This window comes from Pararobbsia silviterrae (assembly GCF_003628125.1).
Classification (GTDB): domain Bacteria; phylum Pseudomonadota; class Gammaproteobacteria; order Burkholderiales; family Burkholderiaceae; genus Pararobbsia; species Pararobbsia silviterrae.
This window is the reverse complement of the sequence record NZ_RBZU01000003.1, coordinates 113419-127396: the sequence shown is the minus strand read 5'-3', so window position 1 is coordinate 127396 and position 13978 is coordinate 113419. Positions and strand designations below refer to the sequence as shown.

Below are 13978 nucleotides of genomic sequence, written 5' to 3'. Positions count from 1 at the left end.
CCCGGGTTCGACATCGTCGGCCCGAACGCGTGCATAGCGTGGGTTCGACAAAACAAGCGGCATCCGATGCCGCTTTTTTGTATCCAGATCCGTCTCGTCGCATGACCGTCAAGATCACTATCGACTGCATGGGCGGCGATCACGGTCCGTCCGTGACGGTGCCGGCAGCCGTCAGCTTCGTCCGCTCCCATCCGGATGCGGAACTGGTGCTCGTCGGCCTTGAAGAGCCGATTCGGGCGCAACTCAAGCGCGCCAAAGTCGTCGACCCGCGCGAAATCGCAGCTTTGCCGGTGGTGCCGGCTTCCGAGGTCGTCCAGATGGACGATCCCGTCGAGGTCGCCTTGCGCAAGAAAAAAGACTCGTCGATGCGTGTCGCCTTGAATCTCGTCAAGGACGGCAGCGCGCAGTGCTGCATTTCCGCGGGTAATACGGGTGCGTTGATGGCCGTCTCGCGCTATGTGCTCAAGACGCTCGCGGGCGTCGAGCGCCCGGCGCTCGCGACCGTCATGCCGAACCGCAAGGGCTATTCGACGGTCCTCGATCTTGGCGCGAACGTCGACTGCGAGCCGCAGCATTTGCTGCAGTTCGCGGAGATGGGGCATGCGCTCGTCGCGGCCGTCGACGGCAAGGAGCGGCCGACGATCGGCTTGCTCAACATCGGCGAAGAGGTCATCAAGGGCAACGAAGTCATCAAGCGCGCCGGCGAATTGCTGCGCGCGAGCACGTTGAACTTCTACGGCAATGTCGAAGGCGACGACATCTACAAAGGCACGACCGACGTGATCGTCTGCGACGGTTTTGTCGGCAATGTCGCGCTCAAGACGTCCGAAGGTCTCGCCCAGATGCTCACGGCAATGATCAAGGAAGAGTTCGGGCGCTCGTGGATGACGCGGCTCATGGCCGTGCTCGCGTGGCCGGTTCTCGCGCGCTTCAAGCGCCGCGTCGATCACCGTCGCTACAGCGGCGCCGCGCTGCTCGGCTTGCGCGGCGTGGTGATCAAGTGTCACGGCTCGGCCGACGCTTACGCGTTTGAGTGGGCCATCAAACGCGGTTATGATGCCGTCAAGAACGGCGTCCAGGCCCGTCTGGCAAAGGCCATGGAAGAAAACGCCTCGCCGCTCGCCGGCACGGACGCGTTATCGTCCGGTGCATCGGGCGGCTCTGTCGATCCTCGCATCGCGCTCGCGACCGTTTCCCCGAAGGTATGATGGCTTCCACCACGCAGCAGTCCCCGTATTCCCGCATCATCGGTACCGGCAGCTATTTGCCGCCCAACCGCGTCACCAACGATCAACTCGCCGCTCAACTCGCCGCACGCGGGCTCGAGACGAGCGATGAGTGGATCGTTGCGCGCACGGGCATCCACGCGCGTCACTTCGCCGAACCGGACGTGACGACGACCGACCTCGCGCTCGTCGCATCGCAGCGCGCTATCGAATCGGCGGGCATCGATCCGCAGTCGATCGATCTGATCATCGTCGCGACGTCGACGCCTGATTTCGTGTTTCCGAGTTCGGCTTGCCTGCTGCAAAACAAACTCGGCATCAAGAACGGGTGTGCCGCGTTCGACGTGCAGGCCGTGTGTTCGGGCTTTGCTTACGCACTCGCGACGGCCGACAACTTCATTCGCAGCGGTGCGAACAAGACGGCGCTCGTCGTCGGCGCCGAGACGTTTTCGCGGATTCTCGATTTCAACGATCGCACGACATGCGTGCTGTTCGGCGATGGCGCGGGCGCGGTCGTGCTGACGGCATCGGACGAGCCCGGCGTGCTCTCGACGGCGCTGCATGCCGACGGCAGCCACGCATCGATTCTGTGCGTGCCCGGCAATGTGCACGGCGGCGCGATCGCGGGGAACGCGTTCCTGCACATGGACGGTCAGGCGGTGTTCAAGCTGGCCGTCAACGTGCTCGAAAAAGTCGCGAACGAAGCGCTCGCGAAGGCCGGCATGCAGGCATCGGAGCTCGATTGGCTGATTCCGCACCAGGCCAATATCCGGATCATGTCGGGCACCGCGCGCAAGCTCGGTCTCAACGCCGAGCGCATGGTCGTGACCGTCGACGAACACGGCAATACGTCGGCCGCGTCGATCCCGCTTGCGCTCGACGCCGCGGTCCGCGACGGGCGCATCAAGAAGGGGCAGCACGTATTGCTCGAAGGCGTCGGCGGCGGATTCACCTGGGGCGCCGCGCTCGTGCGCATGTAGATCGTCCGGCGCGACAGCGCCGGATCGAATGTCATCGGGGTCGACAAGACTGTCGCGTGCTCGATGCGCGCGTCCGGGTCGTCTGTGTCTTGCGCGCGGAACCATGCGACGGACACGCGCAGTCGGAATCGGCCGCGCGATCGACACGATGAGGACAGGGACCGGCCGATCGCGGCAGAGCGCCGCATGGAGCCGGTTCGAGGCGGGACGCTTCGCTGCGTTCGAACAAATCGAATGCGCCCGCATGATCCAGTCAGACAAGAGAAGGGGACGTCATGAAGTTTGCGTTTGTATTTCCCGGTCAGGGCTCTCAGGCGGTCGGCATGCTCAACGCGTTTGCCGACGTGCCCGTCGTGCGGGAGACGCTCGATGAAGCGTCCGAGGCGCTCGGTCAGGACATCGGGCGCTTGATCGCCGAAGGTCCGGCCGAAGCGCTGAGCCTGACGACGAATACCCAACCCGTGATGCTCACGGCGTCATACGCGATCTACCGCGCGTGGCTGGCCGCGGGCGGCCCGGCGCCGTCGATCGTCGCGGGTCACAGTCTCGGAGAATATACGGCGCTCGTCGCCGCGGGCGCGCTGAGCTTCCGCGATGCGGTGCCGCTCGTGCGGTTCCGCGCGCAGGCCATGCAGGAAGCCGTGCCCGTCGGCACGGGCGGCATGGCCGCGATCCTCGGTCTCGACGACGATGCGGTGCGCGCCGTCTGCGCCGAAGCATCGGCTGCGGGTGTCGTCGAGGCGGTCAACTTCAACGCGCCGGCGCAAGTCGTGATCGCGGGCCTCAAGGCCGGCATCGACAAGGCCTGCGAACTGGCGAAGGCCGCCGGCGCGAAGCGCGCGCTGCCGTTGCCGGTGTCGGCGCCGTTCCACTCGTCGCTGCTCAAGCCCGCATCGGACCGCCTGCGCGAGTATCTCGCGAACGTCGACATCCGGACGCCCGCGATTCCTGTCGTCAACAATGTCGATGTCGCGATCGTCAGCGATCCGGCCGCGATTCGCGACGCGCTCGTGCGTCAGGCCGCGGGCGCGGTGCGCTGGGTCGAATGCGTCAAGCGCATCGCCGAGGACACGACGCAGGTGATCGAATGCGGCCCGGGCAAGGTGCTCGCGGGACTGACCAAGCGGATCGACGCGCAACTCGTCAACGGCGCGATTTTCGACGCCGCGTCGCTCGACGAGACGCTCAAGTCGCTTCAATAACGCGCACGGATATCGACCGTTGCGCATGCCGTCGGCGCGTGCAACTGGCCATTCGGCCAGCTCCCGCGCCGGGCTCGGACACACTACGATCATGGACAAGACTCTCGACAAACATGTGGCGCTCGTAACGGGCGCTTCGCGTGGCATCGGCCGCGCGATTGCGATGACCCTTGCGCAGCAGGGGGCGACGGTCATCGGGACGGCGACGAGCGAATCGGGCGCGGCCGCGCTGACGGAGGCGCTCTCGGCGGCCGGTCTCAGCGGCCGCGGCGTCGTGCTCAACGTCAACGACGATGCGGCCTGCGATGCGCTGATCGATGCCGTGGTCAAGGAATTCGGCGGGCTCCAGGTGCTCGTCAACAACGCGGGTATCACGCAGGATCAGCTCGCGATGCGGATGAAGGATGACGACTGGGATGCGGTCATCCACACGAATCTGCGCGCCGTGTTCCGGCTGTCGCGCGCGGTGCTGCGTCCGATGATGAAGGCACGCGGCGGCCGGATCATCAGCATCACGTCGATCGTCGGCGCGTCGGGCAATCCGGGGCAGGCCAACTACGCGGCCGCGAAGGCGGGCGTCGCGGGCATGACGCGTGCGCTCGCGCGCGAGATCGGTAGCCGCGGCATTACGGTAAACTGCGTCGCGCCGGGCTTTATCGATACGGATATGACCAAGGCGCTGCCCGACGAACAGCAAGCCGCGCTCAAGGCGCAGATTCCGCTCGGACGGCTCGGCAGCACTGACGATATCGCGCATGCGGTGGCGTTTCTCGCATCGCCGAACGCCGGCTACATCACGGGCGTCGAACTGCACGTGAACGGCGGCATGTTCATGGCGTGACGCGGGCCCGCATTCGATTACGAATGCGGTAAGTTGATTCCGATTTCCTGAACGGTTGCGCTGCGCTTTTTTGTAGAACAAACCTGCTAAAATGCGCGCACTTGTTTTTCTGAACTTATTTCCCGGAGGGGTGAATGGACAATATTGAACAGCGCGTCAAGAAGATCGTCGCCGAACAACTCGGCGTGGCTGAAGCTGAAATCAAGAATGACGCATCGTTCGTCAACGATCTCGGCGCCGACTCGCTGGACACGGTCGAACTCGTGATGGCCCTCGAAGACGAGTTCGGCATGGAAATTCCGGACGAGGAAGCCGAGAAGATCACGACGGTGCAGCAAGCGATCGACTACGCTCGCGCTCACGTCAAGGCTTGAGTTTACCTCTGTCGGACGTACCGTTCGGGTTGCCGTACGGGCTGAATTGATGGGCCACAGGGCCTTCGGAGTGCGTCTCCGTGGCTGCTGTGGCTTTTGTTTTATCAAAGCGAGCAAAAAGGAACGATCGTGAGCCGTCGTCGTGTTGTCGTTACAGGTTTGGGTCATATTTCGCCGGTCGGCAACACGGTTGCCGACGGTTGGGCAAACCTCGTCGCCGGCAAGACCGGCATCGCCAACATCACCAAGTTCGATGCATCGAACTTCTCGACCCGGTTCGCCGGTGAAGTCAAAGGCTTCGAGGTCGAGCAATACATGCCGGCGAAGGAAGCCCGGCACATGGATACGTTCATCCACTACGGCCTCGCCGCGGGGATTCAGGCGGTCCAGGACAGCGGTCTGACCGTGACCGCGGACAATGCCGAGCGTATCGGCGTCATCGTCGGATCGGGCATCGGCGGCCTGCCGATGATCGAGCAGACGCAGAGCGAATATCTGAATCGCGGTCCGCGCCGGATCTCGCCGTTCTTCGTGCCTGCGTCGATCATCAACATGATCTCGGGCCACTTGTCGATCAAATACGGCTTCAAGGGCCCGAATCTCGCGATCGTGACCGCGTGCACGACCGGCACGCACTCGATCGGCGAAGCGCTGCGCATGATCCAGCACGACGAAGCCGATGTCATGATCGCGGGCGGCGCCGAGTCGACCGTGTCGCCGCTCGGCATCGGCGGATTCGCCGCACCGCGCGCGCTCTCGCAACGCAATGACGATCCGGCGACCGCGAGCCGTCCGTGGGACAAGGATCGCGACGGTTTCGTGCTCGGCGAAGGCGCGGGCGTCCTCGTGATCGAGGAATACGAACATGCGAAGGCGCGCGGCGCGAAGATCTACTGCGAACTCGTCGGTTACGGCCGCAGCTCGGACGCGTATCACATGACCGCGCCTTGCGAAGACGGCGACGGCGCCTATCGCTGCATGAAGCTCGCGCTCAAGGATGCGGGCCTCAACGCCGACGCGATCGACTACGTGAACGCCCACGGCACGTCGACGGGCCTAGGCGACATCGCCGAAACGGTCGCGATCAAACGCGCGCTCGGCGATCACGCGAAGTCGACCGTCGTCAACTCGACGAAATCGATGACGGGGCACTTGCTCGGCGCCGCGGGCGGCATCGAGGCGGTGTTTTCGGCGCTGGCCGTCAAGCACCAGGTCTCGCCTCCGACGATCAATATCTTCAACCAGGATCCCGAGTGCGACCTCGACTACTGCGCGAATACGGCGCGGGATCTGAAAATTGAGCATGCGTTGTCGAACTCCTTCGGGTTTGGCGGGACTAACGGCACGCTCGTCTTCAAACGCGTCTGAGGCGCGGTTCACCGAATGCGTACGTCGGCCGAGTTGCATGTCGACGTACGCAGATCGTTTTGTCTCTTCGTGCTGTCGATCGGATTCATGGCCGGCGCGGCGCTCGCGCTGTATCTCGCGGCGTCGACGTTCGCGGGCCGCGAAGCGGGGTGTGTCGCGGGTCTCGTGGGTCCGATGGTGCTCGTCGCGCGTGCGCGCGTGGCGGTGCGTCGCGTGCCGTGCGTCTTTGCGCTCGCGGCCGACGGTGCGCTCGCCTGGACGGAGCGCGGCGGACACCGCGATACGGGGCAGCTCGTCGGTGCGCGTCATGTCGCGGGTCTCTGGGTCATGCTGTGCGTGCAGCCGGCGTCGCCGGATGTGATCGGCGCGTCGGGCTTCCGACGTCGCGTGACTGAGCGCGTCGCCGAGCGTGCGTGGCTGATTCCGGCCGACGCGCTCGACGGCGAAACGTTCCGCGTGCTGGCCGTGCGCCTCGCGCGGCTGACCGGCGGTCTGTGATGAGGGCGAGCGCAAGCGGGCACATTACAATGCCCGAGTATCCCGTCAGCAGTACTCAAGCGAGCGGACTCACAGGTGAGCGAAAAGGAAATCGACCAGGTTCTGGTCGAACGTGTGCAAAAAGGCGACAAGGCGGCCTTCGAGCTGCTTGTCGCAAAATATCAACGGAAAATCATCCGCCTGATCTCCCGCCTTGTCCGTGATCCGGCCGAGGTGGAAGATGTCGCCCAAGACGCCTTCATCAAGGCCTATCGTGCGTTGCCGCAGTTTCGTGGCGAGTCCGCGTTTTACACCTGGTTGTACCGGATCGCTGTCAATACGGCGAAGAACTACCTTGCAACCCAAGGTCGGCGCGCGCCGACTTCGACTGAAGCCGATGCGGAAGAAGCTGAAACTTTTGCTGAGGCGGATCAACTAAGGGATATCAACACGCCGGAATCGATGTTGATGAGCAAGCAGATCGCCGAAACGGTCAACGGGGCGATGGCGACGCTGCCCGAGGAATTGCGCACGGCGATCACGTTGCGCGAGATCGAAGGGCTCAGCTATGAGGAAATCGCGGAAGTCATGGGATGCCCGATCGGGACCGTGCGCTCCCGCATTTTTCGTGCACGGGAAGCGATCGCGACGAAGTTGCGCCCCTTGCTCGACACCCCGGAAGGCCGGCGGTGGTAGCGATCCGGCAAACAGGATCCGGTAACGGGACACCGAACCGGACAATGATCGTGGTCAGTGACACGCGTAAGTAACAGGGTAGTTTTCATGATGGGGAACAGCATGGGGTCCGTCTCGTCGCACACGCAAGCCGATTCCCGCGCGGAACGCGTTTCCGCGCTTGTCGATAATCAGTCGCTCGGCGACGTCGACCAATTTATGTTCGAACTCGACGCGGACGATCGCGCGACGTGGTCGGCTTACCACCTGGTCGGCGACGTGCTGCGTTCCGATGATCTCGCACACGGGGCGGCCGAAACCGATGGTTTCATGGCGCGTTTCTCGGCGCGCCTCGCCGACGAACCGCATCTGCTCGCGCCGGCGCCGCACGCGCGGCCCTCGCAGCCCGACGCGGCGCATGGGGCCGGTGCCGCGGAACCCGCGGCCGCGAACGGTGTGGCGACCTTCGGTGCGCGACGCCGTGTCGCGCCGGCCTTCGCGATTGCCGCCGCGGCCGCCGTGCTGAGCTGGGTCGTCCTGCCGCAGCTTCAGCATCTCGGCAATCCGTCCGCCGCGGGGCTCTCGCCGGCGGCGCTGAGCGCCGCGACGGTGACAGCGCCCGACGTTCGCCAGGTGTCGGTCGCTATGAGTCCCGCGCCGAGCGTGTCGGCCCAACCGAGTGCGGCCCAACCGAACGTGATCCGCGACGCGGCGCTCGATCAATATCTCGAAGCGCACATGGAATTTGCGTCCCATCCGGGTGACAACGGTGCGCCGTACGTACGCTCGGCACTCTATTCGACGGGCGCGAATTGATGCGGGGTCGCCACGGGGTTGCGGTATTCGGGATCAAGCGGCTGCGCATAGCGGCCGTTTCCGTATTAACGGCAGGGCTGCTCGCGTTGAGCGGCGTGCACGGCGCATATGCGGCCGATGCGTCGTCGTCGGCAGCGTCGGGCGCCTCGGGCGTCATGTCCGAGCCCGTCGCGGCCCGTGGCGACGCCGAGAGCTGGCTTGCGCGCATCGATCGCGCCGCGCGCCAGGAAACGTACGAAGGCACGTTCACGTATCAACGCGGTGGCAGCTTCCAGTCGTCGAAGATCGTTCACTATCTCGACTACGGCAACGAGTACGAACAGGTCGAAGGGCTCGACGGGCGTCCGACGCGCACGCTGCGCAAGAATGACGACGTCTGGACCTTCGTGCCCGATCGCAAGCTTGTCATCGTCGATCGCCGCTCGAACAAGTACACGTTTCCGGCGCTGCTCGCGGGCGATCCGACGCAATTGCTCGACGTCTATGACGTGCGGCCGGTCGGCGACGATCGGATCGCCGGCTATGCGACACAAGTCATCGCGCTCGAACCGAAGGATAGCTATCGCTTCGCGTTCCGGCTATGGTTCGACAAGAAGACGGGCCTGCTGCTGCGTGCCCAGACGCTCGACGACAAGCATCAGGTGCTCGAGCAGATCGCGTTTTCGCAAATCACGTTTACCGTTCCTTACGACCACCGGATCGTCGCGAGCGGCATTCGCGAGACGAGCGGCTGGAGTGTCGTGCATCCGCCGATCGACACGGTCGATATGGCCGCCGAGGGCTGGCGCGTGCCGCCCGTCGTCGCGGGCTTCCATGCGATTCGCGAAATTCGGCGCCCGATGGCCGCGCGCGAACCCGGCGATCCGCCCGTTCAAGTCGATCAGGCGGTCTATAGCGACGGGCTGTCGGCCGTATCGGTATTCGTCGAGCCCGTGGGCAAGAGCGACCGCAAGGAAGGTATCGCTAGCAGCGGCGCGACGCATATTCTCGTGCGCAAATCGGGGGACTTCTGGGTGACCGTGGTCGGTGAAGTGCCTCAGCCGACGCTCGAGCAATTCGCTTCGGCGATTGCGTACAAGCCTGCGAAGTAGCGCGACCGCACCGGGCCGGAGCGCGTCTGTGCAAGCGTCTGCGACGACGCTGCCTGAGCGCATCGGCAGTCTTCAAACGTGATCGACGAGGCGGGTTCGATGCCCGGTGTCCCGTTGCGCCGCGTCGTAACTGCCATAGAATAGACACCGTTCAGTTCAATCGGCGACCAGAGCCCTTCTCCATGACCTTCCAATCGGTGCGCGCTGTATTCGTCGCGGTTGCGGCGACCTTGTGCATGTCTGTGATCGCGCCGGCCGCTCATGCGATGCCGGCCGCCAATCTGCCGGATTTCACCGACCTCGTGGACAAGGTCGGGCCGTCGGTCGTCAATATTCGAACGACCGCGAAGGTCCGGTCGAGCTCGAACGCCTTGCCGCCGGGCATGGACAACGGCGATATGTCCGAATTCTTCCGTCGTTTCTTCGGCATCCCGATGCCGAATTCGCCGGGCGGCAACGGTGGGAATGGCGGGAGCGGCGGCAACGGCGGAGGCAGTGGCAGCGGCGGCAGCGGCAAGGCGCAGCCCGACAATCCGCATGACAATGGCGACTCGGACGGTCCGGACGCCGATCAGGGCGACGGCGGCGATGGCGAACAGGATAGCGGCGTCGCCTCGGGCTTCATCCTGACGCAGGACGGTTTCGTGATGACCAACGCGCACGTCGTCGACGATGCGGACACGATCTACGTGACGCTGACCGACAAGCGCGAATTCAAGGCCAAGCTGATCGGCTTCGACGAACGGACCGACGTCGCGATCGTCAAGGTCAACGCAACGGGCCTGCCCGCGGTCACGATCGGCGATTCGAACAAGGTGCGCGTCGGCGAATGGGTTGTCGCGATCGGCTCGCCGTTCGGGCTCGACAATACGGTCACGGCCGGCATCGTCAGCTCGAAGAGCCGCGATACGGGCGATTATCTGCCGTTCATCCAGACCGACGTCGCGGTCAATCCCGGCAATTCGGGCGGTCCGCTGATCAATATGCAGGGCGAGGTCATCGGGATCAATTCGCAGATCTACAGCCGCACGGGCGGCTTCATGGGGATCTCGTTCGCGATTCCGATCGACGAGGCGATGCGCGTCGGCGATCAATTGCGCGCGACGGGCAAAGTCACGCGCGGCCGGATCGCGGTCGCGATCGGCGAGGTCACGAAGGATGTCGCGGACTCGCTCGGCTTGCCGCGCGCGGCGGGTGCGATGGTCGGCAGCGTCGATCCGGGCGGTCCGGCCGACAAGGCCGGCGTGCAGGCCGGCGACATCATCCTCAAGTTCAACGGCAAGCCTGTCGAGGTCGCGACCGATCTGCCGCGCATGGTCGGCGATACGAAGCCCGGCACGCGTGCGTCGCTGACGGTCTGGCGCAAGGGGCAGACGCACGATCTGACGGTCGTCGTCGCCGAAATGCAGCCCGACAAGCCCGCGCACGACGACACGCAATCGAAGCCCGAGCCGAAGGCCCCGGCCACGGATGCGCTCGGTATCGCGGCGCGCGACCTGTCGGCCGACGATCAGAAGTCGCTCAAGCTCAAGGGCGGCGTCGAGGTCGAGGTCGCCGACGGCCCCGCGGCCCGCGCGGGCATCCAGAAGGGCGACGTGATCCAGCGCGTCGGCGAGACGGATATCACAAGCGCACGGCAGTTCGAATCGGTCGTCAAGTCGCTCGACGCGTCGAAGGCGGTCGCCGTGCTCGTGCGGCGCGGCGATACGTCGCAGTACGTGCCGGTCAAGCCGCGCGCGCAGAAATAGTGCGGCTCACGGTCTTGAGCCGGTCGTGGTGCCACCTCTGCGACGATTTGCTCGCGGGGCTGGCGCCGATCGCCGCGCGGTTCGGCGTGCCGGTCGACGTCATCGACGTCGATAGCGATCCGGCGCTCGAGGCCGCGCACGGCGAGCGTGTGCCCGTGCTGTTCGCGGGGGAGATCGAACTCTGCCACTACCACCTTGACGCCGATCGCGTGGTCGCCGAGCTCGATGCGTATCGCGCGCGCGTCCCCGACGCGGCCGCCGACGCCGAAGTCGGGCAGCGGCGGCCCGATTTCGGCTAAAATACCGGGTGCTCAACCCTCTTCCTGAAGGCGTGCTCGGCATTTTCAAGAGCGCGCCTTTTTTGTGTACCCGCCTGAATGGACCATATTCGCAATTTCTCGATCATCGCGCACATCGACCATGGCAAGTCGACGCTGGCGGATCGCATCATCCAGTTGTGCGGCGGCCTCTCCGATCGCGAGATGGAGGCCCAGGTCCTCGACTCGATGGATCTCGAGCGCGAACGCGGCATCACGATCAAGGCTCAGACCGCGGCGCTGACCTATCGCGCGCGCAACGGCCAGGTCTACAACCTGAATCTGATCGATACGCCGGGACACGTCGACTTTTCGTATGAAGTCAGCCGGTCGCTGTCCGCGTGCGAAGGCGCGCTGCTCGTCGTCGATGCGAGCCAGGGCGTCGAAGCGCAGACGGTGGCGAATTGCTATACGGCGATCGAACTCGGCGTCGAAGTCGTGCCCGTGCTCAACAAGATCGATCTGCCGTCGGCGAATCCCGATAACGCGAAGCAGGAGATCGAGGACGTCATCGGGATCGACGCGACCGACGCGACGCTGTGCAGCGCGAAGACCGGTCTAGGCGTCGAGGATGTGCTCGAAGCCGTGATCGAGAAGATCGACCCGCCGAAGGGCGACGCCGATGCGCCGCTGCAGGCCCTGATCATCGATTCGTGGTTCGACAACTACGTCGGCGTCGTGATGCTCGTGCGCATCGTCAACGGCACGCTGCGTCCGAAGGACAAGATCAAGCTGATGGCGACCGACGCCGAGTATCTCGTCGAGCACATCGGCGTGTTCACGCCGAAGTCGCGCAATCTCGAGGTCATGTCGGCGGGCCAGGTCGGCTTCATCATCGCCGGGATCAAGGAACTCGACGCCGCGAAGGTCGGCGATACGGTCACGCACGCGGGCAACAAGCGCGCGGCCGAACCGTTGCCGGGCTTCAAGGAAGTCAAGCCGCAGGTGTTCGCGGGACTTTATCCGGTCGAAGCGAATCAGTACGACGCGTTGCGCGAATCGCTCGAAAAGCTGCGGCTCAACGACGCGGCGCTCCAGTACGAGCCCGAAGTGTCGCAGGCGCTCGGCTTCGGCTTCCGTTGCGGTTTCCTGGGCTTGCTCCATATGGAAATCGTGCAGGAACGTCTCGAACGCGAGTTCGACATGGACCTGATCACGACGGCGCCGACCGTGATCTATGAGGTCCTGCAGCGCGACGGCTCGGTCGTCATGGTCGACAATCCGTCGAAGATGCCCGACGTCTCGAGGATCGAAGAAATCCGCGAGCCGATCGTGACGGTCAATCTGTTCATGCCGCAGGAATATGTGGGCTCGGTCATCACGCTGTGCACGCAAAAGCGCGGCGTGCAGATCAACATGTCGTACCACGGCCGCCAGGTTCAGTTGACCTACGAAATCCCGATGGCCGAGATCGTGCTCGACTTCTTCGACCGCCTCAAGTCGGTGTCGCGCGGCTACGCGTCGATGGACTACGAGTTCAAGGAGTACCGGAGCGCCGACGTCGTCAAGGTCGACATGATGATCAACGGCGACAAGGTCGATGCGTTGTCGGTCATCGTGCACCGTTCGGCGAGCCAGTCGAGAGGTCGTCAGGTCGCGTCGAAGATGCGCGAGATCATTCCGCGCCAGATGTACGACGTCGCGATTCAGGCCGCGATCGGCGCGAACATCATTGCGCGCGAGAACATCAAGGCCTTGCGCAAGAACGTGCTCGCGAAGTGTTACGGCGGCGATATCTCGCGGAAGAAGAAGCTGCTCGAAAAGCAGAAGGCCGGTAAGAAACGGATGAAGCAGGTCGGTAGCGTCGAGATTCCGCAGGAAGCGTTCCTCGCGATTCTCCAGGTCGAAGACAAATAAGGACAGGACCGATTTTATGAATTTTGCGCTGATACTTTTTGTGCTGGTCGTGTTGACCGGTATCGCGTGGGTGGCGGACAAGCTGGTGTTCGAGCCGGGCCGCCGCAGGAAAGCAGAGTCGGCAGTCGCGGAATTCGACCGGCAGCAACAGAAGATGGGGGAGCGCTTCGCCGATGAGCGTCCCGAAGCGACGCGCGCGAAGCTGCGCGACGATGCGCTGCGCCAGCCCTGGTGGCTCGAGTACACGGCGAGCTTCTTCCCCGTAATCCTGCTCGTGTTCGTGCTGCGCTCGTTCGTCGTCGAACCGTTCAAGATTCCGTCGGGTTCGATGTTGCCGACGCTCTATGTCGGCGACTTCATCCTCGTCAACAAATTCGACTACGGCATCCGTCTGCCGATCATCGACAAGAAGATCATCCCGATCGGCGATCCCCAGCGCGGTGACGTCATGGTCTTTCGTTTCCCGAAGGATGAGTCGGTCGACTTCATCAAGCGCGTGGTCGGCGTGCCCGGCGACACCGTGGCGTATCAGAACAAGCGCCTGACGATCAACGGTCAACCGGTTCCCGAAACGCCCGACGGCGAGTTTCTCGACGACGAGCGCGATCCGCCTTCGTACAACAAGAAGTTCTCGGAAGTGCTCGGACCGAAGACGCACGACATCCTGAACAACGCGCAAGTGCCGCCGTTCGTCATGGGCGCGTCGGACTTTCCGTTTCGCGAGAACTGCACGTACAACGCCGAGGGCGTGGTCTGCAAGGTGCCGCCCGGTCATTACTTCATGATGGGCGACAACCGCGACAACAGCGAAGACAGCCGCTATTGGGGATTCGTCCCGGACAAGAACATCGTCGGGCGCGCGTTTTTCATCTGGCTCAATTTCGCGAACCTCAAGCGAATCGGCACGTTCCAATAATTTCACGCTTGCTCGCCGTCGCGCAGTGCCCCGCGCGACGGCCTTTCCGCCGTTTTCCGTCCGCTTCGGCGAGCGGGTTATACTTGGCCC

Annotated in this window: 14 protein-coding genes; all 14 read left to right on the top strand. The window is 64.1% G+C overall.

Going from position 1 to position 13978, the window contains the following annotated elements; all coding sequences use genetic code 11:
• Nucleotides 1-101 precede the first annotated feature (101 nt).
• The 14 genes from plsX to lepB all read left to right on the top strand — a co-directional run bounded on the left by plsX (nt 102) and on the right by lepB (nt 13888).
• Nucleotides 102-1208 carry a phosphate acyltransferase PlsX gene (gene plsX / locus D7S86_RS08735; protein WP_121085469.1) on the top strand — a complete coding sequence of 369 codons (1107 nt, stop codon included), beginning with the start codon at nt 102-104 and terminating at the stop codon, nt 1206-1208.
• Nucleotides 1205-2206 (top strand): beta-ketoacyl-ACP synthase III, encoded by a 1002-nt coding sequence (locus tag D7S86_RS08730; RefSeq protein ID WP_205962777.1) that lies wholly within the window; start codon nt 1205-1207, stop codon nt 2204-2206. The genes plsX and D7S86_RS08730 overlap by 4 nt, the downstream gene beginning before the upstream one ends.
• A gap of 275 nt (nt 2207-2481) precedes the next feature.
• Nucleotides 2482-3408 (top strand): ACP S-malonyltransferase, encoded by a 927-nt coding sequence (gene fabD, locus D7S86_RS08725; RefSeq protein WP_121085465.1) that lies wholly within the window; start codon nt 2482-2484, stop codon nt 3406-3408.
• 91 nt (nt 3409-3499) lie between these two features.
• Nucleotides 3500-4249, top strand: coding sequence for a 3-oxoacyl-ACP reductase FabG (gene fabG / locus D7S86_RS08720; RefSeq protein WP_121085463.1), 750 nt, complete (start codon nt 3500-3502; stop codon nt 4247-4249).
• Nucleotides 4250-4383: 134 nt separating this feature from the next.
• A complete protein-coding gene (acpP, locus tag D7S86_RS08715) occupies nt 4384-4623 on the top strand; it encodes an acyl carrier protein (protein ID WP_121085461.1) in 240 nt (79 codons plus the stop codon).
• Nucleotides 4624-4752: 129 nt separating this feature from the next.
• Complete coding sequence (gene fabF / locus D7S86_RS08710; RefSeq protein ID WP_121086068.1) at nt 4753-5991, top strand: beta-ketoacyl-ACP synthase II; 1239 nt, start codon at nt 4753-4755, stop codon at nt 5989-5991.
• A 15-nt stretch (nt 5992-6006) separates the two neighbouring features.
• Nucleotides 6007-6489 (top strand): hypothetical protein, encoded by a 483-nt coding sequence (locus D7S86_RS08705; RefSeq protein WP_121085459.1) that lies wholly within the window; start codon nt 6007-6009, stop codon nt 6487-6489.
• A gap of 75 nt (nt 6490-6564) precedes the next feature.
• The gene (gene rpoE, locus D7S86_RS08700; RefSeq protein ID WP_121085457.1) at nt 6565-7164 is read left to right on the top strand and encodes an RNA polymerase sigma factor RpoE; all 600 of its coding nucleotides are present in this window, start codon (nt 6565-6567) and stop codon (nt 7162-7164) included.
• A gap of 102 nt (nt 7165-7266) precedes the next feature.
• A complete protein-coding gene (locus tag D7S86_RS08695) occupies nt 7267-7959 on the top strand; it encodes a sigma-E factor negative regulatory protein (protein ID WP_121086066.1) in 693 nt (230 codons plus the stop codon).
• 155 nt (nt 7960-8114) lie between these two features.
• Entirely contained in the window at nt 8115-9050 is a 936-nt protein-coding gene (locus tag D7S86_RS08690) for a MucB/RseB C-terminal domain-containing protein (protein WP_420813219.1), read from the top strand.
• A gap of 182 nt (nt 9051-9232) precedes the next feature.
• Nucleotides 9233-10798 (top strand): DegQ family serine endoprotease, encoded by a 1566-nt coding sequence (locus D7S86_RS08685; protein ID WP_121085453.1) that lies wholly within the window; start codon nt 9233-9235, stop codon nt 10796-10798.
• A 14-nt stretch (nt 10799-10812) separates the two neighbouring features.
• A complete protein-coding gene (locus D7S86_RS08680) occupies nt 10813-11097 on the top strand; it encodes a glutaredoxin family protein (protein WP_420813212.1) in 285 nt (94 codons plus the stop codon).
• Nucleotides 11098-11175: 78 nt separating this feature from the next.
• Entirely contained in the window at nt 11176-12972 is a 1797-nt protein-coding gene (gene lepA / locus D7S86_RS08675; protein ID WP_121085451.1) for a translation elongation factor 4, read from the top strand.
• A gap of 16 nt (nt 12973-12988) precedes the next feature.
• Entirely contained in the window at nt 12989-13888 is a 900-nt protein-coding gene (gene lepB, locus D7S86_RS08670) for a signal peptidase I (protein WP_121085449.1), read from the top strand.
• The last annotated feature ends 90 nt before the right edge of the window (nt 13889-13978 follow it).

Excerpts from the sequence above, each read along its gene's own strand:
- plsX (WP_121085469.1), top strand. The coding sequence starts at position 102 with ATGACCGTCAAGATCACTATCGACTGCATGGGCGGCGATCACGGTCCG.
- D7S86_RS08730 (WP_205962777.1), top strand. The coding sequence starts at position 1,205 with ATGATGGCTTCCACCACGCAGCAGTCCCCGTATTCCCGCATCATCGGT.
- fabD (WP_121085465.1), top strand. The coding sequence starts at position 2,482 with ATGAAGTTTGCGTTTGTATTTCCCGGTCAGGGCTCTCAGGCGGTCGGC.
- fabG (WP_121085463.1), top strand. The coding sequence starts at position 3,500 with ATGGACAAGACTCTCGACAAACATGTGGCGCTCGTAACGGGCGCTTCG.
- acpP (WP_121085461.1), top strand. The coding sequence starts at position 4,384 with ATGGACAATATTGAACAGCGCGTCAAGAAGATCGTCGCCGAACAACTC.
- D7S86_RS08705 (WP_121085459.1), top strand. The coding sequence starts at position 6,007 with ATGCGTACGTCGGCCGAGTTGCATGTCGACGTACGCAGATCGTTTTGT.
- D7S86_RS08695 (WP_121086066.1), top strand. The coding sequence starts at position 7,267 with ATGGGGTCCGTCTCGTCGCACACGCAAGCCGATTCCCGCGCGGAACGC.
- D7S86_RS08690 (WP_420813219.1), top strand. The coding sequence starts at position 8,115 with ATGTCCGAGCCCGTCGCGGCCCGTGGCGACGCCGAGAGCTGGCTTGCG.
- D7S86_RS08685 (WP_121085453.1), top strand. The coding sequence starts at position 9,233 with ATGACCTTCCAATCGGTGCGCGCTGTATTCGTCGCGGTTGCGGCGACC.
- lepA (WP_121085451.1), top strand. The coding sequence starts at position 11,176 with ATGGACCATATTCGCAATTTCTCGATCATCGCGCACATCGACCATGGC.
- lepB (WP_121085449.1), top strand. The coding sequence starts at position 12,989 with ATGAATTTTGCGCTGATACTTTTTGTGCTGGTCGTGTTGACCGGTATC.